The 23251-nt window shown below is 40.1% G+C and carries 16 protein-coding genes, 1 tRNA gene and 1 pseudogene; 13 read left to right on the top strand and 5 right to left on the bottom strand.

What is annotated here, in order from left to right:
* Positions 1 to 109: 109 nt before the first annotated feature.
* The 5 genes from FBQ94_RS12745 to ispH all read right to left on the bottom strand — a co-directional run bounded on the left by FBQ94_RS12745 (position 110) and on the right by ispH (position 3426).
* Positions 110 to 451, bottom strand: coding sequence for a type II toxin-antitoxin system HicB family antitoxin (locus FBQ94_RS12745; protein WP_007219916.1), 342 nt, complete (start codon positions 449 to 451; stop codon positions 110 to 112).
* Positions 452 to 454: 3 nt separating this feature from the next.
* Positions 455 to 646, bottom strand: a complete 192-nt coding sequence (locus tag FBQ94_RS12740; protein ID WP_040543051.1) for a type II toxin-antitoxin system HicA family toxin — start codon at positions 644 to 646, stop codon at positions 455 to 457.
* A 221-nt stretch (positions 647 to 867) separates the two neighbouring features.
* A tRNA-Sec gene (locus FBQ94_RS12735) sits at positions 868 to 964 on the bottom strand.
* A gap of 15 nt (positions 965 to 979) precedes the next feature.
* Positions 980 to 1669: a DUF502 domain-containing protein gene (locus FBQ94_RS12730; protein WP_007219915.1), complete on the bottom strand. Its 690-nt coding sequence runs from the start codon at positions 1667 to 1669 to the stop codon at positions 980 to 982.
* Between the two features lie 14 nt (positions 1670 to 1683).
* The gene (ispH, locus tag FBQ94_RS12725; protein ID WP_285442173.1) at positions 1684 to 3426 is read right to left on the bottom strand and encodes a 4-hydroxy-3-methylbut-2-enyl diphosphate reductase; all 1743 of its coding nucleotides are present in this window, start codon (positions 3424 to 3426) and stop codon (positions 1684 to 1686) included.
* Positions 3427 to 3831: 405 nt separating this feature from the next.
* Between ispH and FBQ94_RS12720 the strand changes: the two genes are divergently transcribed.
* From FBQ94_RS12720 to FBQ94_RS12655, 13 genes and pseudogenes are all read left to right on the top strand, one after another.
* Positions 3832 to 4737: a bifunctional 5,10-methylenetetrahydrofolate dehydrogenase/5,10-methenyltetrahydrofolate cyclohydrolase gene (locus tag FBQ94_RS12720; protein ID WP_007219912.1), complete on the top strand. Its 906-nt coding sequence runs from the start codon at positions 3832 to 3834 to the stop codon at positions 4735 to 4737.
* 75 nt (positions 4738 to 4812) lie between these two features.
* On the top strand, positions 4813 to 5562 hold the full coding sequence (locus tag FBQ94_RS12715) for a glycosyltransferase family 2 protein (protein ID WP_007219911.1): 750 nt from the start codon (positions 4813 to 4815) through the stop codon (positions 5560 to 5562).
* Entirely contained in the window at positions 5522 to 6736 is a 1215-nt protein-coding gene (hemW, locus tag FBQ94_RS12710; RefSeq protein WP_007219910.1) for a radical SAM family heme chaperone HemW, read from the top strand. Before FBQ94_RS12715 ends, hemW begins: the two co-directional genes overlap by 41 nt.
* 29 nt (positions 6737 to 6765) lie before the next feature.
* Positions 6766 to 7323, top strand: a complete 558-nt coding sequence (gene efp / locus FBQ94_RS12705; RefSeq protein WP_007219909.1) for an elongation factor P — start codon at positions 6766 to 6768, stop codon at positions 7321 to 7323.
* 154 nt (positions 7324 to 7477) lie between these two features.
* Positions 7478 to 8461 carry a polyprenyl synthetase family protein gene (locus FBQ94_RS12700; protein ID WP_007219908.1) on the top strand — a complete coding sequence of 328 codons (984 nt, stop codon included), beginning with the start codon at positions 7478 to 7480 and terminating at the stop codon, positions 8459 to 8461.
* 67 nt (positions 8462 to 8528) lie between these two features.
* Positions 8529 to 9263 (top strand): tetratricopeptide repeat protein, encoded by a 735-nt coding sequence (locus FBQ94_RS12695; RefSeq protein ID WP_007219907.1) that lies wholly within the window; start codon positions 8529 to 8531, stop codon positions 9261 to 9263.
* Between the two features lie 832 nt (positions 9264 to 10095).
* Positions 10096 to 10800 carry a class I SAM-dependent methyltransferase gene (locus FBQ94_RS12690; RefSeq protein ID WP_007219904.1) on the top strand — a complete coding sequence of 235 codons (705 nt, stop codon included), beginning with the start codon at positions 10096 to 10098 and terminating at the stop codon, positions 10798 to 10800.
* 1566 nt (positions 10801 to 12366) lie between these two features.
* Positions 12367 to 16959 (top strand): sugar-binding protein, encoded by a 4593-nt coding sequence (locus FBQ94_RS12685; RefSeq protein ID WP_007219902.1) that lies wholly within the window; start codon positions 12367 to 12369, stop codon positions 16957 to 16959.
* A gap of 1003 nt (positions 16960 to 17962) precedes the next feature.
* Positions 17963 to 19169, top strand: a pseudogene (locus FBQ94_RS17505) (methyltransferase domain-containing protein).
* The gene (gene rfbC / locus FBQ94_RS12670) at positions 19166 to 19690 is read left to right on the top strand and encodes a dTDP-4-dehydrorhamnose 3,5-epimerase (protein WP_007219899.1); all 525 of its coding nucleotides are present in this window, start codon (positions 19166 to 19168) and stop codon (positions 19688 to 19690) included. The pseudogene FBQ94_RS17505 and the gene rfbC overlap by 4 nt, the downstream one beginning before the upstream one ends.
* Before the next feature lie 67 nt (positions 19691 to 19757).
* Positions 19758 to 21050: a DUF4910 domain-containing protein gene (locus FBQ94_RS12665; RefSeq protein WP_007219898.1), complete on the top strand. Its 1293-nt coding sequence runs from the start codon at positions 19758 to 19760 to the stop codon at positions 21048 to 21050.
* Complete coding sequence (locus tag FBQ94_RS12660; protein WP_051006112.1) at positions 21038 to 21766, top strand: SDR family oxidoreductase; 729 nt, start codon at positions 21038 to 21040, stop codon at positions 21764 to 21766. Before FBQ94_RS12665 ends, FBQ94_RS12660 begins: the two co-directional genes overlap by 13 nt.
* 15 nt (positions 21767 to 21781) lie before the next feature.
* A complete protein-coding gene (locus FBQ94_RS12655) occupies positions 21782 to 22507 on the top strand; it encodes a gluconate 2-dehydrogenase subunit 3 family protein (RefSeq protein ID WP_007219896.1) in 726 nt (241 codons plus the stop codon).
* The last annotated feature ends 744 nt before the right edge of the window (positions 22508 to 23251 follow it).

The raw sequence follows: 23251 nt of genomic DNA, 5'->3' as shown, positions 1-23251 counted from the left end.
AAAAAGATAAGAGAAAAGGACGAACGGTAGCGCCAAGAATTTTTAGACTCTCCTTATGTCCTTGTTTCTCAAATACTTAGTATTTTCAATTGTTAAAGATCATTTAAAATTAATCTTTCCCTATTGTTTCCTTTTCTACAGCCATTTGGATAAGTTTATTTAAGGTTATACCTAATGTCCTGGCTCTTTCCACTGCCTTCTTATGAAGCTCTGGAGATATGCGGACATTAAAACTACCCTTATACGATCTTAAAGGTTCTTTGCTTTGCTCCTTGCATAGTTTAATATAGTCGTCTACTTCTTCATGAAATGCTTTTATAAGTTCTTCTACGGTAGAGCCTTCAAACGTTACAAGGTCATCAATACCTTTTACCTTTCCATGAAAGACCTTATCCTCAGCGCTGAAATGGACGGACCCAATAAACCCCTTATATGTTAAAACATCTTTCATTTTTCATTCTATCACCCCTTTGTCTCGCAGTGTTTCCTCTATATAATCTAACTGGTATCGTTTAAGTTCAGGTCTTGGATGCGGCTTATGAAGTTTAATAATGTGTTTAGTTTCAGGATTCATAAAGGTCACTCTTGACCCAGCCGTCTTGCCTGTACTAATGTTTTCATATCCAAGCTTTATTGTAGTATTCAAAACAAAAGAATGCAACTAAATCATGGTTGCGTATTCTTTTCTAAAGATAGAATATCTAAGGTGGGAAATAGATTCTAGGATGCTCTTATAATACTTTTTCTATGGGTAAAGTTAAGAATATTTTTGTATGCATGGTAAAGCATATATATGCGATTTGGTGACGGCTTGGTAACGATTTTTTAGGGGGGGAAGTCATAATACGCTAATAAATAAAGGTTTAATGGCGGGAGCGTGTGGGAATCGAACCCACCTATCCCGCTAAAAGCGGGACAGACCGGATTTGAAGTCCGTCGCCGACACCAGCCGACATGCACTCCCGTGAAAAGAATTCATTTAACCTTTATTCTGAGTATCCGCTTTTCTAAATGCCGATGTTATGTCAGGAGGTGTCAGGACACCTCCTGAGAAGAGCGCTTTGAACGCCTCTTCTACGCTAAGGTTGGTATCGGTAACTAAGTCTTCCGTGGTATATATCAAAAATCCTGTTGTCGGATTTGGAGTCGTTGGAATAAACACGTTTATAAGTTTTTTCCCGTGGTTATATTCTGTAACACCGGTAACAAATCCGATTGATTTTGTACCTTCTTTCGGAAAATCTATAAGGACTACGCGTTTAAAGGCTTGTTTGCCAGGCAAGCTTATTGAGTGAATTATCTGTTTTACTGATGAATATATATTTCGAACGACAGGAGTTCTTGTTAACAGATTCTCAAAATAATTGATAATGGCTTTACCGACAAAATTAGCTGCAAAGATGCCGATAAAGTATAATGATATAAACGTAAGGATAAGCCCAAGAAATGTAATAATAAATTCATCGACAGAGCTTCTTGGCAAGGCAACACCGTAAAATTGTAATATTTTTTTTATGATCGGAGCAAGGGTGCCTCCTACAAAGCTGAAAAGAAATTTTACAACAAAGAAGGTAACATACACAGGCAGGATTAACAGTAATCCTGTTAACATCCTTTTCCTGACATCTTTCTTAAATTGAGCGAATATCCCTTGTGTTTTTTCTTCCATAATCTATTGATATGTTAAAGATAATTGGATTTCCATAGAAAAGCAATAATACCAGCTAAGATAAAGTTGAAATCTGCAATAGTCTCAAGGAGTAACCCTTCGAAAACAATACGTTTATAAAATAGATATTGATATCCGTAAGCGTAAGCAATACAGGGTAGTAAGTAATATCCCAGGCTGGTTGTCCATCCAAGAAGCGGGCTTGCGGATAACAAAATCGCTATTAATGCAGTAATGATGATGAGAATCGTCTTTGTTCGTTCCTTTCCGATTGCAATGGGAATCGTCTCTTTCCCCAGGATACGGTCACCCTGGATATCCCGTATATCAAGGACAACTGCTCTGATAAATGCGATGCTGAAGGTAAATGCGATAGCGATGGAAAGTGACGGCACAAAACTTTTTCTCGTCCCGAGAAACGGTATCAGGGCTGTGCTGACACCCCAGGCAATCCCGTAAAAAATCTCTTTTGAGCCAGGTATTTGTTCAAGACTTCTGTACCTGATAATACGGGATAGTTTCTTTGGTATTATTTCCAACCGGTAGAAAATGCCAAAGAGGCTGGCAAGGAAAATACAAAAAAAAATGGGTTTGCTGATGATGAATCCTAAAACAAAAGATGCCACTGCTCCGGCGATGCCAAGACCGATGAAAAGATTCTGCTTTTTTTCGTATAATTTCGCCCTTACCGGCTCATTCAGCGCCACGGCTTCTTTATTGGAGAAGTGATTGAGGACTTGCATGGAGAATATAAATAACGCTGCAATCAGACAAAAATGTAATCTGGGTTCAATTCCCAGTAAAGCAGCGCTTGCGTAACTGAGACTTGCAGCTCCAAGCCCTACAAAGATACAACTTCCAACAAAAAAACTGGCAATACTTTTTATGCCAAATAAGAATCTCTCATATCGGTTGACTTTATATGAATGCACCTTTTCAACGACTCTTTTGATCATCCAGTTAGGGGTTGAAGCGCCTGCCGTTACACCGACGGTATCATAATCTTTCAGCTTATCGAGGTCCAGCTCTGCATCAGTTTCCACATGAATTGTCGGAGTCCCCTGAGACTCGCATATTTTAACAAGCCGTGTGGTATTGGCGCTTCCTCTTCCGCCAACAACAATCATGGCATCCACAGATTTGGTAAGGTTGATAACCTCGTCTTGCCGTTTATACGTGGAACTGCAAATAGTCTCAAATGACTCACAATGAGAATAACGTTTCTTGAGCCTGTCTATCGCCTCTTTAAACATCCGTCTGTCCTGAGTTGTCTGGGCTACAATGCACACCTTGTCCATAGGCGGAAGATATTCAATTTCTTCTAATTCCTGTATAACGTATCCTTTCCCTTCTGCATACCCCAGTAAACCGATAACCTCTGCATGCCCCTTATCCCCTACGATTACCGTTGAATATCCCTGTGCAGCATATTTTTTAATGATTGATTGGACTCTCATTACATGAGGACACGTAGCATCACAGACCTTTGCGCCCGTCTGTTCGATCTCTTTTCTGCGGCCGGGTGTAATACCATGCGCCCTTATAATAACCGTACTCTTCGAGAGATCCGTCTGCCCATTAACAATTTGAATCCCTCTTTTTTCTAAATATTCGAGTACCTGCGGATTGTGGATGAGGGGTCCATCTGTGTAAACCTTACCATCACCGTTTTTTTCATTTGCAGCGTCTAAAAGGGTGTCCATCGCCCTCCGGACGCCCATACAAAACCCAGCAGTTTTAGCGACTTTTACTCTCAATTTTTTACCTCGGATAATTTGATTTTGGGAAAAGCATTAATTCTCTACCATAAACCGGGCCAACATATGTATGGAATAACCAGATTATTATGTATCGGGAGAAGGTATTTTTCACTCGTTAAAAATCCGGTTTTGGCTTGCACTGCTATCTATGAAAGGTGTGCCTCTCTATTAACTCCTCTTTGTAAAAGGAGAGGATAAATCCTCGTCATAATCGAGCGTAATTTTATCAGGTAAGGTTAGGGATGTCAATCTTTTAATATTACCAGAAGTATTATTCTCTGAGGGGGTTTTTCCTTGCTATACCATTGACTGTTCTTCTATAATAAAGTTGCAAAATACTTAAGATTTGCAGGAAAGAGAGAAGGGTTATTTAGAGAATATTCTATATGAAAAAGGGCGGCTATGTCGGCGAGAATCATTGATGGTGAATTTGTTGCTGAAAAGATTCGGGAACCGTTGATTGAAGAGATCAGCATGTTAAGGAAAAAAGGTATCTTTCCCCGGGTAAAAGCTGTTCAGGTGGGTGAAAATGCAGCATCACACCTGTATATCCAAAATCAGAAAAAACAGTGTGAAGCGATGGGCATTACCTACACCGTGGATGAACTGGCAGCCGATACGGGAGAAGATGCCCTCGTTGAACATATAAAAAAATTAAATAACGACCCTCATGTGACAGGAATTATCCTGCAAATACCAATGCCTGATGGCTTGGATGTAAAAAAGGTACTCAGGGTAATTGCCCCTCACAAAGACGTGGAGGGAGTAAATCCTGCCAATATAGGCGAACTTGTTTATGGCAATAAAAAAAGGATTGTACCGTGCACAGCTATGGCAGCCGTAGAACTTATTAAATCGATAGGCGTAGAGATCAGGGGAAAGGAAGCGACAATTGTCGGCCGTAGCGCCATGGTGGGAAAACCGGTTAGTCTACTCTTGTTGGATCTGTCCGCGACACCTACCATATGCCACTCAGGCACGAAAGATCTTTCTGTACAAACGAAAAAGGCTGATATTTTAGTTGCAGCCGTTGGAAAGGCAGAACTTATTAAAGGGGATATGATAAAACCAGGGGCAATTGTGATAGATGTTGGGATTAACCATGTAAAAGAGTTTGATGTACAGGGAAACTCTGTTATGAGTAAAAATGATAAACCGAAGATGAAGATTACCGGCGATGTTGAGTTCAAAACAGCGAAGGAAGTTGCCTCATATATAACACCTGTCCCAGGCGGAGTCGAACCAGTAACCATGGTTATATTATTAAGGAATACTGTGGAAGCATCGAAAATGAGTGTGAGTTATTAATGCATAGTACCTCTGGAATATTTATGCAGGCAAGCCCTTTCAGTTTAACTTTTGTGAACAAACGGTGAACCATTTATGGATGAAAACAGAGTCCTTGTAGCCATACCTGTCTTTAATGAAATTGATGTGTACGACATCATTCAAAAAATCAAGAACCTTTCTCTTGATATTGTAGTGATAGATGACGGTTCGTCTGATGAGTTCCGAGAAAACTTAATGCATATCGAAGATATACATATGATTATCCATGCAAGAAATCTCGGATATGGCAAGACGATCATAGATGCATTTACCTTTGCAATAAACAAGGGATATGATTATGTAGTAACGATTGACGGCGATGGACAACATGAACCAGAGCAGATACCACTATTTTTAAAGGAAATTCCCTTTTACGACTATGATATTTTATCCGGATCCCGATATTTTATCCCTGCAAAAATAGGAAAAGAGGTTCCCAAAGACCGATATCTCATTAACAAGGAGATTACAAAGATTTTAAATTGTATAACCCGTTTTCATATAACAGATGCATTCTGTGGTTTTAAAGCTTACAAAGTTAAAAAGTTGAAGGCATTGCATGTAACGGAGTATGGATACGGTATGCCATTACAGTTATGGATTCAGGCATGGAAGCTGGGCTTGCGGGTAAAAGAGATACCTGTTAAACTTATTTACAAAGATCCCAAAAGAAATTTTAAAGGTATTTTGGAAGACCCCAATACAAGGTTACGCTATTATAAAGATATTATAAAGAAAGAACTCGCCTGTCTTCAGCAACATAATGCAGCAACGCGGAGAGGAAGACAGAGGGTTCGCTTTTAATGCGCTTCTCGTTTTACATGATACGATGACATCTAAAAAACATATTCTTCCCACCGCCCTTTATATACATATCCCATTTTGCGCAAAAAAGTGTAACTACTGTGATTTTAATTCAATGGTATCGGAATCGCGCGTAGTTGACCGCTACCTTCACGCCCTTAGCAAGGAATTAGATACCTTAGCATCCCAATATACATTTACTACTATCTATATAGGGGGGGGGACACCAAGCCTCTTATCTGAAATCCAATTGGAAAGACTCCTTCGCAGCGTCATCCGTTATAATGCAACATCTCAAACACAGGAGTATACTGTTGAAGCTAACCCGGGTACACTGACGGCAAATAAGGTAAGATTGTTAAAGGAGTATACAGTGAACCGTATAAGTCTGGGTATACAGTCATTTCAGGATAGACAGTTACAATTCCTCGGCCGTATCCATTCAGGCGATGATGCCAGAAACGTCTTTACCTTGTTAAGAAGTGCAGGTTTTAAAAATATTAATATCGATTTAATATTTGGATGTCCGGAACAGACCCCTGATGACTGGAAGAAAGATTTAGAAATTGCAATTGCATTGAACCCCGAACATATATCGACGTATGCCCTTACCTATGAGGGGGAAACGCCACTTACCAGGGATTTAAAGAATGAGGTTATTCGTAAACTGGATGAATACACAGAGCTAGAGATGTACAAAACGGCCATAGAGTATTTAACCCTGAATGGTTATAACCACTATGAGATCTCAAACTTTGCAAAGAGCGGATATGAATGCTCTCACAATCATGTGTATTGGAGGAATACAAGCTATGTGGGTGTGGGGGCAGGGGCGCACTCTTTTATCGATGGCATGAGGATGTCGAACGAAAAAGATGTGTTTCGTTATATTCATGGAATGCATGAGAATAAAGAGGTAAAATCCTTTCGTGAATGTTTACCGCAAGATCATTTTGTATCTGAAACCGTTATTATGGCCTTACGATTACGGCAAGGCATAACAAATACAGATTTTTATGAGCGGTTTGGCTCTACGATACAGGATCAATTTGGAGATACTATAAGCATATTACGAAAGGCTGGATTGGTAAGTTATGATGATGAGAGATTAAAGCTTACAGAAAAAGGATTATTTGTCGCAGATACCGTAATGGCGGAATTTATATACATTTAGTTTATTCATTTTATTGAGGAGTTATTACATTGGTAAGCGCTACAGAAATTAAAAGGGGCACCGTGATTAAAATGGACGGTGAATTATACCTCGTAGTTGACTATCAGCACGTGACCCCTGGAAACTGGCGGGGTATGGTACAGGCCAAATTAAAGAGTCTAAAGCAGGGGAGTGTGGTTCAGAAGAGGTTTCGGTCTACCGATAAACTGGAAGATGTATTCCTGGAGCATCGCACGATGGAATATCTTTATAAAGATGGTGAAAATTATTGCTTTATGGATACAGAAAATTATGAGCAAATATTATTACCGAAAGAAGCAGTAGAAGATGCCATTCCTTATATGACCTTAAACAGCCAGGCAAAGATAGCTTTTTATGAGGGTAAAGCTATTTCCGTAGAATTGCCAACATCAGTTGTTTTAAAAATTACCGAAACAGATCCTGGTAAAAAAGGGGACACGGTAGTGAATGTCTATAAGCCTGCAAAGTTAGAGACGGGACTTGTCGTAAAGGTCCCGTTATTTATCAACAGTGGTGAGAGAATTAAAGTAGATACAAGGACGGGTGAATTTCTCGGACGGGAATAGGAATAGTATCTTTACTCTGTTGTTTAAACCGCTTAAATCGTTTCAACCGTTTAAGCGGTTTATTTTGTATCGTAGTTTTCTCAAATTTACTTCTGCAGTCTTGTCTTATTCTTAATCTTTTTATAGGCTTATGTGCTTTGGAAAAGGATCAGAGATGCCGATCGATGAATCAATTAAAACCTATGGTGCGAAAATAGACCAATTATTACAGGAGTTAATACCCCCTCATAAAAAAAATTATTTAAGCGAGCCTATATGGCATCACCTGTACACAGGAGGGAAAAGGGTGAGACCTGCCATATGCTTAATTACCTGTGAGGCATTGGGGGGAAATACAAAAGATGCAATACCCTTTGCTCTTGCCGTCGAGGCTATGCATAATATGTTTCTTATGCACGATGATATTGAAGACGGGGATACGATACGGCGCGATCAGCCTACCGTGTGGATGAAATACGGTATAGCTCATGCGATAAACGCAGGAGATTATCTTCTCGCCTGCGCGTATAAAAGCATCCTGGCGAGTTCCGTATCGTTGGAAAAAAAGATAAAATTATTACAGGTGCTCACGTTGACTTATGGGAAAACGGTCGAGGGCCAGGCAATAGATATTGGCGCAAGGGCATCGGAGGATTTTTCGGTCGATAACTACATGCAAATGGTCGAGCTTAAGACGGGGTATTATCTTGCTTGTGGTATGGTCGGCGGGGCTATAGTATCGGGTGCTTCAGAAGAGGTTGTTGAAAAGATATGGATGTTGGGGAAGACAATGGGACCAGCGTTTCAAATCCGTGATGATCTCATTGATATGACTCATGGAAAGGGACGGGGAGGGGTGATCGGCTCCGATGTGAAAGAAGGCAAGGCAAGCTTTTTATATTCCTATACATTGCAAGTTGCTTGTACGGATGATAAAAAATGCTTGCGCGATATTATGTTAAAACCCAGAGATGAAACAACCGATAACGATATAAAATGGGTGCTGGATATATACAAAAAATATCATGCTATACAATATGCTCAGGATTATGCGGAAGATCTCGTAAAACAGGCTTATAAGACTATTGATGAGATTCCTGTTGAAAACAAAACAGTATTTAAAGAAATTGCATCTTTCATGGCGCAGCGAATGTCCTAGTAATGTGTTTTCAAGGCCATTTTACTTATGGCTCAACAAGTAATTATTGTTTGGAGAATAAAATACGATGGGGATGATTGAAAGAAATTTACCTATAATAACAATTGCCGGTATAGTGTTCTGTATATCCATAACCGGATGTAGTAAAAAAGAGGCATCTGAAGGTATTAATGCAAATGAAGATGTCGTATCAGAAGGATCTTCAGATACTCAGGAAGTAAAAAAAGAGGTTAAGCTTCCGGAAAAAATGACGGCGGCAGAGTATTATAATTACGGATTAGAGCATATCAAAAAAGGCAGCTTTGACGCAGCGATTGCTGCATGGGAGAAAGCAATCGAGCTTGATCCGGCCATGGTTAATGCCTATGAAAAACTTGGAAAGGCATACTACACCTTAGGAAAATTTGATAAAGCCGGAGAGGTGTATAGAAAAGAACTGAAGTTAAAACCCGAAGATCCGATGATATACTTTAGCTTAGGTGTTGTTTATCGCATGAACGAGCAGTTTGAGGATGCAGTAAATATGCAGATGCGGGCTTTGGAATTACATCCTAAACTTGCCTCAGCCTATAATGAGCTTGGTTTAACATACTGTAAGCAAAAAAGACTGGATGAGGCTATTGCTGCTCATAAAAAAGCCCTTGAGCTGGATCCGAAACTGGGAACGGCGCATAACTATTTAGGTGTTGTTTACCTGTTAAAAGGGATGAGTGACGAGGCTGAAGAGGCATTCAACGAATTCAAAAAATACGAGGCAAGTAAAAGTATGTCTCCATCACACGGAGCTCATTCTTCACATTAAAAAGTTAAAAGGGCATTCAGATAAAAACATCATCTGTTTAAGGAATGTCAATATTCTTTTGTGCAGGGGCGAACCTTGTGTTCGCCCTTGCCCTCCCAATTCAAAACATTTCTGTTTGTCTCCCGTTTGGCGAACACAAGGTTCTTCCCTACCCCCGCAAGGATTGCTATTAAAAGTCTCCAAAGGCCTGGTTTAATGTATATGTATAGGAATTTCAATTGTAGGGTAAACCCTTCAGGGTTGCTCTTACCCAGGGTACATTCCAGCAGAGAAGCAAGGCTGAAGCCTTGCCCCCTACATTGCTCTGTTTTTTCAAATGTATACAATTGCCTACAGAGAGTATCTTTAAACAATCATATAAAGATGAATGTATATGCTTGTGTTGCAATCGTTTAAAACAAATGTTCGATACCTGCGTATGTATATACATACAGAAAAATAAGAGTAGTTCCTTCAAGGATAAAATTGGCCTTGATAAAATTTCTCTAGTATTTAGTTTAAATATCTATTCTTAAAAGAGTTACATAATAATTATATTTTTACAATAAATTCCCATAATAAAATTTCTATGGCAGATATATTGCGATATATCGCATTGCCTGTTAAACAGTAATATTCATTTTGTCTATAAGGTTTCCCCGTTGCAAATGCCCCTAATCTAATCTTGGTCCATGATATTTCTTGTAATAATCTGATCACCAGGAATAGTTACAGCGTTAGGTTATTCTTACGTAAATTTGTCCTTTATCCGGTTTGTTTACAATGAATATGTATCCTTAAACAGAATGAGTAAACAGTAATTTCGTTAATACTTTTACATGGGAAAATAGCTATGGAAATACATGAGATTAAAAAAATAGTTGATAATGTTGATGGTTGGTTAACAGATAAAGAGGGAGAATTGCTTTATACTTTAGCTAAAAATTGTACGAGTGAAAATGTGATTGTAGAAATTGGTTCATGGAAAGGAAAATCAACAATATGGTTAGGCATGGGCTCAAAACGGGGAAATAAATTGAAGATCTATGCAATCGATCCTCACAAAGGACATAAACACAGATCCGATAAGATTGAAACTTTTGAGGAGTTTCAAAGGAATATTAAGAATGCAAAAATTGATGATATAATAACTCCTATTGTGAAAACTTCAGAAGAAGCAGCTAAAAATTTTGATGAGCCTATTAAACTCATTTTCATAGACGGAAACCATGAATATGATCATGTAAAATTAGATGTTGAGCTATGGTTTCCAAAAGTAACAGAAGGCGGTATTTTAGCCTTTCATGATACGGCAAGCGGAAATAGATGGACGGGACCTAAAAGGGTTGTTAAAGAACTTGTCTATAAGTCAAAAAAGCTCAGGAATGTCAGATTTGTGAATTCTATTACCATCGTTGAAAAGGTGAAACGAACCTCTTTGAAAGACAGAATTATGAATAGATACACCTTTCTGTTAAAAGATCTTTATGAATATACAAATAAGCTGAATTTACCTAAGCCACTTCGGGTAATAGGAAAGATGCTTATAAGACAATAAGCAGATTCGTAATAATTATTTAGCGGCAATTATCTGGGTTCGTTCAGCTTACCAACGGCAGACCTATCAAAAATTACAAAACCAATCCTTTACAACAAATCAAAATAAATAAAAAAAATTTAATTTTTTTATTGCCATTTCAAATTAGCTATGTTATAAATATGAAACTTTAATTTGCTTTTTGAAAAGAAAAGTTTACCTCACTTTGCTATTTCCGGGAATAATGAGGTAATTTGTTTACAACTTGCTGTGTATTGGATTTTGAGTGTTAAAAGAAACGACTCAACTTCTTCACATATAAATATGATGATATTTATAAATCTCCTGGCAGGGGATGATAGAGGTGCAACGTATTTGTATAAAGGGTGAAGAAAACTTTAACACTTAAAACTGCGACATCGTTTGTGAAACCAGGAGGAATATGAGAACGGCAGCGATCTCTACATCACCGAAAGGGTAATGGTATATACTCCCGCCTTATATATCAATCATACAATAATCCCTCATCCTACCTTTAAGCACCCAAGGTGACGTATAGCCTGTAAGAGCAGAAATTCAATATCTTCAGATTTTAGATCTTGTATGTGCATTCGCAGAGACATAATGGAAATTTACCCTGTTTTTCGCCTCTTCGTATGCTCATCAATAATTACAAGGAATCACCATCTAAACCTTCCTGAAGATCTAAACATAGCAAGGAGAAAACTGGGCTTCAAAGTTGTTATTTACCATTTCAGTAATGCTCTTGAATTCCCAAAATCCCCTATATAGTCCAGAATCTCGTCCAGGAACGATCTGTGTGTTAATGTGCAGATCAGCGTTTATTCAAGTTTTTGACCATAGTTCTTTTGTTTCAAAAAAGTAGTTATACCTAAAATAACTGCCCTCAAAAATTCATTATCATAAAGCGTATATGTAGTGAAGATACAGGGCAAATGGAAGGGGAGGATAACCTACTAAGAACAAAATAGAGTTATGAATTTTTGGCCAAAAATTCTTTCGAATGAAAAAATACTCATAGAAAAACCATAGATGTAACCTCTATGTAACGTGGTTTGTCTGATCATTGTTTATTAAACAATAAACAGAGACAGAGACTCATTATTTTTATTGGAATTCGCATTTTTGCCAATACCATAACGATTCTCTGGTCTTTTGCAACTAGTTTACTTTAGTCTTTTAGTTTAATGCAGGGGTGAGACTTTAGCCTTGCCTCGCCGTCTGAATACGTGATCATAGGTAGCACCCCGGAAGGGTTGCCCTACGGAATTGAAATTCCTTGATACACGTTAAACTGTAACAAATATTATGCCATAAATACCGAAAGGTGCTAAATAATTTGCTCTTGTAGTAAAATCAAGGCATTTGGGGCGTATAAAAAGTATATGAGTTTTACCTGAGAACGAATAGACGTGTGACATGGCACAGAGATGTGTCGCTGTAAAATGTGACATGTCGCTTTTCCATGAAAATTTTTACAGAAAGGAGGCACCTTTACCAGTTGCAGGTTTATTTTGTAAAGTTTTGGTGCAACGATTTAAAAACTTTTGTTAGGAGACGGTTTGAATGAAATTTACTATTAGTCTTTTAGGATTTGCATTTTTGCTTTTTAGCCAAATATTTTCCTTAAGCGAAAATGCCTATGCAAATGCAGATATAAAAGGTTACAAGAATTTTTATGGCATTGCCTGGTGTGGTAAACCGGAAGAGGATATCAAATATGCAAAGCAAATGGGTTATGATTATATTGCCATACATCCATCTTCTGCTCTTAAAGACTATCAAAATAACCCTGATTGTTCAGGGCTCAAATTTTATCTCATTGACCCTTGCTGGTATCCGCAAGTCTTATCCGGATACAGTAGATACATAGATACCACGAAACCTATTTCCGAAAAGGCAAGGGATTTTTATAATCAACGCATGGTTTGGAAGAGTAATGATCCATTCCCTTCCAATTTAGCGACAGGGTATCACCCTTCCGGGGCCTCAACAAAGTTTTCCGTACTATGGGATTTTCAACAACAAGCTGTTATTGATGAGGTTGTCGAAGAAATTATCCGGACAGCGAAGATGTATGAGGACCCTAATTTACCGTTTACCTTTGGCGGGTATATTATTGATGAGCCAAAACTTGCTGGCGGATTTTACCGGCTCAATGAAAAGGGCGATAACGAGCCAGTTCCTTTATCCTATTGGACAGGTATGGATTCCGGTTTAGTGCATGGTGCCATCACTCATGATTATGCAACATATACCGAAGGAGTTGCCGCATTTTATAAGAAACTAAGAACGCGAATGGCGGAGGAATTTAAGAATTCCAAATGGATTGTTCGGCCAACCTGGCTCTATAATGAGGTGGATAACAATGAATGGATATACCAGATAAAGGACCGTGCAGATAAAGACGCATTAATCCCGGATATGTTAACCCAGGGAAGTCAGCAAAATGCGAATTTTGTGGACGATGGTAATAACTTTAATTCGGGGATACCTATTACGCACGATAAGGTTGGTAATTCCCAAATTGGTGATTTTAGCGAAGATAAAAATCGTCTTTTTGCTGCTAAAGCAGCTATCAATGGTGCATGGTATAACTGGTTTGGACAGTTTAGCAGTACGAAAGATACATCGGATCTTCAGAGTATCACCGAAGTGTCTCCAAAATTAAAACTTATCCGGTGTTTACCAAATTGGGACAATCTTAATAATGTTCCTCTTACCGACCGTTCATGGAATGGCGCTATGTACCAAAGCACGAAAAGCTACGCAAGTAGTGATGTTATATACTCCCGCCATCCAAAGACAGGAAACCTTTTTGCGGTATTTTTAACCACGAACGGGGCGATAAAGCTTGGTACCGATGAAAAGGTAACCTCTGTGTACCGCACCGATGATTTCTTTATTGAATCAGAAGATGGTACTGCAGACGTTAGTATTACCGGGAGTGAGATACGATTAAAGAACCGGAATACTGTCAACAAAGGCTACATTTTTACCGTAATATCAAATACTGATGAACCTGTGGCTGCGATTGGGCAGGGAACTGATGTTGTGGCAAATGGAACACCAACTACCCATGAGTTATCCAGCGCTGCAGAGTATAATACTACCGTTCGTGAATCATTGGATAACGGTGAATCAGTAGGAGAAAATACGGAAGACCCTTACTATGCCAATCTTTCTGCTGAGCAGCTAAAGCTTTCCCCTACGGAGTGGCAACAAGTGCCGATAAGAACTGCCGCACAGAAGGCAGCAGGGCTTATGGGTGGTGAGGGAACGCAGTTGATTTATACCATTGCTTATGCGCAATCTAATCCTAATATGGTATACCTGACGTCTGATACCTCACAAATATGGAAAAGTGAAGATGGTGGTACTACCTGGAAGATGAAGAAAAAGGGATTCCCGGCAAAAGGAGGTATTTCCCTGGTGGTAAGTCCCACAAACGATAAGGTCGTATTTGTGGCAGGCTCTGTTCACACGGTTAACCGCTCAACGAAATCGCCGTGCAGTGGTATTTACAGGACTATAGACGGAGGCGAGACCTGGAAACAAGTGAAACAAACACATTATCATAAACCATCAGCGGATGAGAAAGGCGGATCTCATTTTGCCTTTGGCGCCTCAAGTAGTATCGTTTATGCAGGTACCCACGACCAGGGTTTATTAAAATCAAAAGACGGAGGAAGTACATGGAGCTCCATGAATGTATTTAAATCTCAGGAGATCCTTGATGTCAAGGCGCATCCGACGAATCCTTCCACCTTGTATGTTTCGGCTAAATCAAGCTCTTCCAAGGGTCTCTACAGGGTGACGGATAATGGCAGTGTTACCGTGCAGAAAATCGGTTCCGGCCTGCCCACGTATCCACATACGGTTGTAATTAACCCGAAACAACCTCTTGTCATATACGCAGCGCTCAGGCAGTATGGAGTCTATATGTCGGTTGATGGCGGGAATAATTTTAGTCCCAGAAACAGCGGGATATCGGTGCTTGGCAATGGAAAGAAGGCGAGCTATCTGTCTATAAGTCAGGCAGATCCGAATTGCCTTTATGTGAGTTTTTATGCATCACAAAGTGTTTATTATACCCATAATGGAGGTTCTAAGTGGTATTCACCAAATAGTATGGATGAAAAAAATGCTTACGGATATGTCAGTGGTTCCATGGTGGATCCTGCTAGTCCCAGTTACATAGGTTTTCTTGCTGCGCCAACAGCTTTTCATCCGAACAATAAGAATGTAGCCCTTATTGCGGGAAATTCTTATCACATTAAGAGAACAACTGATGGTGGAGTTAACTGGAGATTTGTCTCATCAGGTTATACAGGAGCTGCGGTGGCTAAAGGTTCCAATTCTATGAGTTGGGATCCCCATAACCCTAACAGGTTTGCATTCTTTTTGACAGATTACGGCCCTTATCTTACCGAAGATGGTGGCTCGACATTCAGGACCTTAGACGTCCCGAAATATGGTGATAAATCAACCCCTGTAGGTGCGCTTGATCCTGCCAGGGATTCCAAGGTTATTGTAACTGCGGCAGGGGAATGGTATAGCCAGGTTATTGTCATTAGCCGTGATAATGGGAAAACATGGACGCAAATAAAGAAAGATTCCAATGGGAACAGCACCGAAAGTAGTTACCGTTTCATTGCTTTTCATCCGCAAAATACCAAGATAATCTATGCGGGTCAGTTCAAAAGCACTGATAAGGGCTACACATGGAAAAAACTTTCAAAAAAAATAGTCGCTATGTACCAGAAGGACGGTAATATTGTCTATTCAGCTTCGAACAACAACGGAACAAACGTTGTCTACAGGTCAACTGACGGCGGAAATACCTGGAGTGCTCCTTATGGAACATTTAAAGGTTCTAACGGCGCAGGGATTTACGAGCTTGCAGTTGATCCAACCAATCCGAACCGATTGTATGCGGCGGTTGATGCTAGTGGCCTGTTTGTCTGGAATGGTTCTAAATGGATAGAAAAAACATCGGCTGACGGTCTGAAGAATGATTGGTTTGGCAGAAAGCCGACGCAAACCGTAGCCGTTGATCCGAAGAGTCCGAATGTAGTTTATATAGGAAGAGCTGCACCCTCCTATGGACAGTCAAATGGTGTTTTCAGATCGACTGATTATGGAGCAACATGGCAAAGCGTTAGTCATAATATAGGTCCCGATATTAACATTAGCTCTCTGAGTGTTAACCCCAATAATGGTTATGTGTACGCCGGTTCTTACCATGGGACATTTAAACTGGCGCCGCCTTACTCGAGCGCTAAAGATGTTACTCCACCAGTTGCATCCATTACTGTGCCGACTTCAACGGATACGCATACTACTGATCAAAACACGATAAGTCTCAGTGGTACTGCATCTGACAATATATCCGTTACGAGTATAACCTGGGTTAACAACAGAGGCGGTAGTGGAACGGCTGAGGGTACAACAAACTGGTCGATACCTAAAATAGCCTTATTCAATGGTGAGAATATTATTACCATAACGGCTAAAGATCAGGCAGATAACAAAGGGGTAGATGCAGTTAAAGTAAACTTTGTAGCGCCAAATACAACGTTTGCGCACAAGGCCTTGAGTAGTCCAACCATAGACGGGAATCTTAAAGAATCTCTATGGAATATTACCACAAATGTAAACAAGGTCTTAACAGGTACCCCGGATAATGAGGTAAATTTTGGAGTATCGTGGGATAATAAAAATCTTTATGTAGGGGTGAAGGTTCTGGATACTACCTTACGTAATGATTCAGGAGATCCATGGCAAGATGATTCGATAGAGATCTATATTGATGCAAACCATAATCAGAAGACAACGTACGATACCTACGACAGGCAATATATTAAAGGCTATAACGATTCAGCCCTATTCTCCAGGCAGAACAAAACAGGAGTTTTGCATGCCTGGACGCCTGTATCAGGTGGATACAGCGTGGAAATGGCCATTCCGTGGAGTAATCTTGGTATTACTCCATCGGATGGGATGAGAATAGGCTTTGATATACAAAACAACGATGACGATAACGGTAACACAAGAGAGCATGTGCTCATGTGGAATGGGAAAAATGACAATTACCGCGATACATCGGCATTCGGTGATTTGATATTGTCTTCTGAGGTATCAGAACCTATTATCTAGAAGTATTTTTTATTCCCTGTGGGCTTACCGCCCGCAGGGAATTACATAAGCTCCGCTCCTGACTTCCTGTAAAATTAAAGGCAACAAAATTTGTTTCCCATTTTACAGGAAGTCTAATAATTTGGAAGAGATTTCCTGCCGGCGAAGCTATATCCAATTCCCTATTCTGCAATGATGCTCTTCATCAACATATCTTCATTTTTCATGTTCTATTCAATCTTAGGTAATTATTCAAAATGAGGCACAATATTGTCTGTAGATTCGAAGAAAGACACATATTTCTCTGTTGACATCGTTTGTATACCCTATTGAAAAACCAGCCTTTGTTTACCTGTTTATGCAGGAATATGCATACAACAGACATGTGTTTTTCTGCATCCAACCGGAGTTTTTAGATAATAAACCCTTATATTGTATGTTTTTCGATACAAGAATGTGACATGTCACGCTTTTGTATTGACACAGTTTTGTGACATGCCACACTTTTGTGCCGGTATATCTTTTTTTATTTACCCCATATCTTCCTCTTTTTGTTTCATAATTTGTTCCGATTTTTTCTCATGAGAATGTCATATTTTAACCTCTTCGCTGCAATTAAATTCTTTTTTCTCCTTCGATGGTATATTTTTTGATACCTGATACGTATAGAGCAGGGAAGAAACTTATATGCATCAAGATAATTTACCATAAGAGGTTCTGGAGTATTTGTCATTGCGAGGGGTTTTTTTCCCGAAGCAATCTTTTCTCAACTATGCAAGAGATTGCTTCGGACAATAGACAATACCCTCGCAATGACAAGGTAAACCCTACACGGACAAACCATGTCCCTGTAGGGATCGTTTGTCCGTGCCACCCTGAAAACCGCTTACATACAATGAAAATTCCTCTGCAATCAAGCTATGGATAGAAGTGAAAACATCAGGACTTTTCCTCGAGGAAGAAGCCCAGATTTAACGAGAGTAATTTGATATTTAACGATATGAAGGGAATCAGATAAATTTCAATGATAACAAATACAGAAAACAGATGCCGTTTTTGTAAATCTCATTTGAATCATACCTTTGTGGATTTAGGGATGTCGCCCCTGGCAAATTCTTATTTAAAAACTGAACAACTTCAACACATGGAACCCTTTTATCCACTGCATGTATACGTATGCAAAGCGTGTCTTTTAGTTCAGTTACCATTGTTTGAATCTCCCGATAATATCTTCAGTGATTATGCCTATTTCTCATCATACTCTGATTCCTGGCTGAAACATGCACGGGATTATACGAAACTCATGGTTGAACGTTTTGGATTTGATCTCCGGAGTATTGTAGTTGAGATTGCGAGCAATGATGGTTATCTTCTTCAATATTTTAAAGAAAGAGGGATACCGGTATTGGGTATTGAGCCTGCAAAAAATGTGGCAAAAGCAGCAGAGAAAGCAGGGATTCCAACCATCGTTACATTTTTTGGAACTCAGACAGCCCTGAAGTTGCTCAATGAGGGTAAACAGGCCGATCTTTTGATAGGAAACAACGTTCTGGCCCATGTGCCAGACGTAAATGATTTTGTGAAAGGAATGAAGATATTTTTAAAACCAAAAGGTGTTATTACCATGGTTCGACACTATCTATCATGAACATTTTTCATATTTTTCCTTTATCACGGTAGAGAAAATTTTTGCGCATCATGGTTTAACTATTTTTGATGTGGATGAGCTGCCTACCCATGGTGGCTCTTTAAGGATTTACGCCAGGCATGCAGAAGATGCTTCTCAACCGGTAAGCCAAAGGGTAACGGATTTAAGAACCAGGGAAGAGGCTGCTGGCTTTGGGGGGCTGGAACATCATCTTTCATTTACCGAAAAGGTAAAGAAGACAAAAAGAAATATCTTAACCTTCCTGATTGAAACAAAGCAAAAAGGTAAATCTATCGTTGGATATGGCGCTCCGGCGAAAGGGAATACCCTTCTTAATTACTGCAGTATTCGCTCAGATTTTATTGATTACACGGTAGATCGCAGCCCCCATAAACAAGGCCATTACTTGCCGGGAACTCATATACCTATTCATAGTCCCGACACAATCAGAGAGACAAAGCCTGATTACCTCTTAATCCTCCCGTGGAATATCAGAGAAGAGGTCATGGAGCAAATGTCTTATATACGGGAATGGGGTGGTCAGTTCATTGTATTCATTCCTGAGGTTAAGATATATCCATGATATTTACCGAGACCAAACTCAAGGACGCCTATTGTATAGGACTTGAGAAATTAGAAGATGACCGGGGGTTTTTTGCCCGAACATGGTGTCGTCGTGAGTTCAGGGAAAAAGGGATTTCCTTCAACCTGGTACAAGGGAATGTTTCTTTCAACAAAAAAAGAGGCACCCTTCGGGGTATGCATTATCAGGCCGCTCCTTATGAGGAGGCGAAACTGGTTTGGTGTATCAGGGGAGCAATGTACGATGTCATTATCGATCTGCGGCCATATTCAGAAACCTTTAAACAATGGATATCCGTAGATTTAACTGCCGAAAATAAGAAATTGCTCTATATTCCGGAGGGCTTTGCTCATGGGTTCTTAACCCTTACGGACAATACGGAAGTTTTTTATTTAATGTCGGAGTTCTATGTGCCTGGATCAGCACGGGGTGTCCGGTGGAATGATCCTTCGTTTCAAATACATTGGCCGGCAGAGGTAACAGTGATCTCAGAAAAAGACAGGCAATATCCGGATTTTTAACATTTTTCATACTTCAGGTATATGGTACTTCAGACTTTGCATAAGGGAAACGACACAGAGTAAACCAATGAATACTCTAACGAAAACCGGCCTTGATATGTTCAATCTCATATCTGAACTTTACCCGATATGCCGCAGCATAACCGGCAACGGAGTTCGCGATACTCTTACGATACTCCAAAAACATATTCCCCTCATAACCCATGAAGTCCCAACGGGAACGAAGGTATTTGATTGGACTGTGCCAAAGGAATGGAATATACAGGACGCATATGTCAAAAATTCAAAAGGTGAAAAAATAATCGATTTCAGGAAAAATACACTCCATGTTCTCAACTATAGTGTGCCAGTAAGGAAAAGTGTTTCCCTGGATGAATTAAAAGCGCATCTTTTTACGGTACCTGAATACCCTGAGTGGATACCTTACAGAACATCATATTACCAGGAAAATTGGGGATTTTGTATCAGTTATCATCAATTGATAAATCTGGGAGAGGACGAATATGAGGTAGTTATTGATTCATCGCTCGAAGATGGTTATTTAACATACGGCGAATATTACATCAAAGGGAAAAGGGCAGAAGAGATATTAATTTCATGTCATACGTGTCATCCTTCCCTGTGTAATGATAATCTTTCGGGAATCGTTCTCGCAGTCTTTCTTGCAAAACATCTTACCAGTATGTCTCTTGATTACTCGTACCGGTTTCTCTTCGTTCCGGGAACGATTGGCTCGATAACCTGGCTTTGTCTGAATGAACCGTATGTTTCAAGGATCAAACATGGCCTCGTTGCTGCATGCTTAGGCGATTCCGGAAGGTTTACCTATAAGAGAAGCCGCCGGGGAAACGCAGAAATAGACAGGGTGGTTATGAACGTCTTAAAAAATTCAGGAAATGCTTATGAAACAATCGATTTCATTCCTTACGGGTATGATGAGCGACAGTACTGTTCTCCCGAATTTAATCTTCCTGTTGGATGCCTCATGAGAACGCCGTACGGCCATTATCCTCAATACCACACATCGGCAGACAATTTGGAATTTGTTCAACCTAAATCTCTCACTGATTCGCTTTCTCTCTATCTGTCCATTTTCAATGTTCTTGAGAATAATAAGACGTATTCAAACAGGAATCCAAAATGTGAACCGCAGCTTGGAAGGAGAGGGTTATACCAAATGACAGGCGGTCAGAAAGATAAAAAATTAAAGGAGCTTGCCATGTTGTGGGTTTTGAATTTATCTGACGGAAGTAATACCTTATTAGATATATCCGATAGATCAGGGCTTGAATTCACCTTAATTCATGAAGCAGCAGATATGTTGCTGAAACACGATTTATTACAAGAATGTCCGCATTAAGTGATCAAATTGCAGTGGTAACAGGGGCAAGTAGTGGTATCGGCAAGGCCGTTGCTTTGAGTCTTGCAGCACAAGGCGCTACCGTTTGCCTTGTAGGAAGAAATATATCTTCCCTTGAGGCTATGATGAAAGACACCCGGGGAACGCCATCCTGCATCAGGGGTTATCAGACTGATTTAACCGTAGACGATGATATTCAGAAGTTAAAGACATCTCTGCAACAGGATTTTGGACATATTGACATGCTCATTCACAGCGCCGGTATTTTTTCAATGGGTATGCTTGAGTCTGCTCCGGTTAAAGACCTTGATAAACAATATCAGACCAATGTTCGTGCTCCTTACCTGCTTACTCAAGTACTCTTACCTATGATTATTTCCCGATGCGGACAGATCGTATTTGTAAATTCCAGCTCCGGATTGAATATAAAGCAAAATTTGAGTCAGTACGCAGCAACAAAACATGCACTCAAGGCTATTGCAGATACGTTAAGAACCGAAGTGAATGCGTATGGTATTCGTGTTTTAAGCATTTATCCAGGGCGAACCGCCACTCCTATGCAGGAGGTTGTTCATAAGATGGAAGGAAAAACATACTATCCGGAACGGTTTATGCAAACGAAAGATATTGCATCGGTAATTATCCATGCACTCACCTTACCCCGAAGCGCTGAAGTTACTGATATTAATATAAGACCTTTTATTAAGTTTGATTAGAGGGAACTACTACCTATGAACACACAGAATAAACCTACTCGTCGTGAATTTATGAAGTGGACAGCACTCATTGGCGGAGCAATAAGCACGGTGGCGATTTTTGGTTTTACCGGAAAAACTCTCCTGGATAAACAGAAACGCGCAAAAAGGTTGATGAAAAGCACAAAAGAACGCCCACATGACAAGAATCAATGGTTTACTCAAAAAGAGAATGCTTTGATTGGCGCACTTGCAGCCCTTATTATACCCTCTGATGAGACAGGGCCAGGGGCGTTAGATGCCCATGTCGCTACTACCCTTGATGGTATAGTGTTACAATCGCGCGCAAAACAGCTTCTCTATAAAAAAGGTTTGGATGCATTTGATGAGATAGCTCAACGTGAATATGGCCCTCTGTTTTCTGAATTAGCTCATGATCAACAGATCGATATACTGCGCCTGGTAGATATACCATCGGGAAAGTCTTATGCCCCTGATCGTTCCTTATTTGACAAGATACGTCGTAAGGTTACCTGGAAGACTAAATATCTTTACTATAAACACTGTAAAATGGGAGGGCTTGGAGCAGCCGTAGACCTGTTTCCGGTACTTACAAAAGATGTAATGCAAGCCTTCTATACAAGCCCTGCCGCATGGAACTGGCTTGGCTATGATGGCCCGCCCCAGCCTCAGGGGTATCTTGGACGATTATCTCCCTGTAGTACGAGTATACTATTTAATACCGCACATAATGTAAAGTAGGTTGGGTTTTTAAAAGGCAAAATCCAAGACTTTTTACCCACCCTTCAATTCCCTCCCGGGAAGGGACATTTATACTCCCTTCCTGGGAGGGGTTAGGGGTATGTACATCAAGCTGATTTACCATAAGAGGCTCTAGAGTATTTGTCATTGCGAGGGGTTTTTCCCGAAGCAATCTTTTCTCAACTATTCAAGAGATTGCTTCGGACACTACCCTAGCAATGACACGTTAAACACAACACGGACAAACTCCGTTTGTCCGTGTTACCGTATGTATTGTAGGGGCGAAGCATTTGCCGTTATTGGCCTAAAATACTATGTATACGCTGAACGGCAAATGCTTCGCCCCTACGGCCTGACCGCAAAACAAAAGTCGCCGAAGGCCTAATGTAATTGTAGAGGAATTTTCATTTTATGTAAGCGGCTTCCAGGGTGGCACGGACAAACCATGTCCCTGCATGTCTTAAGCAGGGATCGTTTGTCCATGCTTGCTTCAAATGCCAACGTGGATAGGGAATATAACACACTGACAAACAGAGTTTGTCAGTGCCACCCTTGACTAAACGATAGCTTGATGCATATAGGGGTTAGGGGCAGGTTCATTCCCCTAGAGAGACGCAACATCTTGCGTCTCTCTGTAGCTCATGAAAAAACGGCGCCGATTTTGTAGGGCAAGGCTTCAGCCTTGCCTCTCCGCCTGAATATGCGCACGGTGGATGGCAACCCTGAAGGGTTGCCCTACGGAAT

The sequence above is a fragment of the Candidatus Jettenia sp. AMX1 genome, from assembly GCF_030263775.1.
Lineage (GTDB): Bacteria > Planctomycetota > Brocadiia > Brocadiales > Brocadiaceae > Jettenia > Jettenia caeni.
Note: the sequence above shows the minus strand (reverse complement) of the source record. Positions and strands in the feature narration are given on the sequence as shown.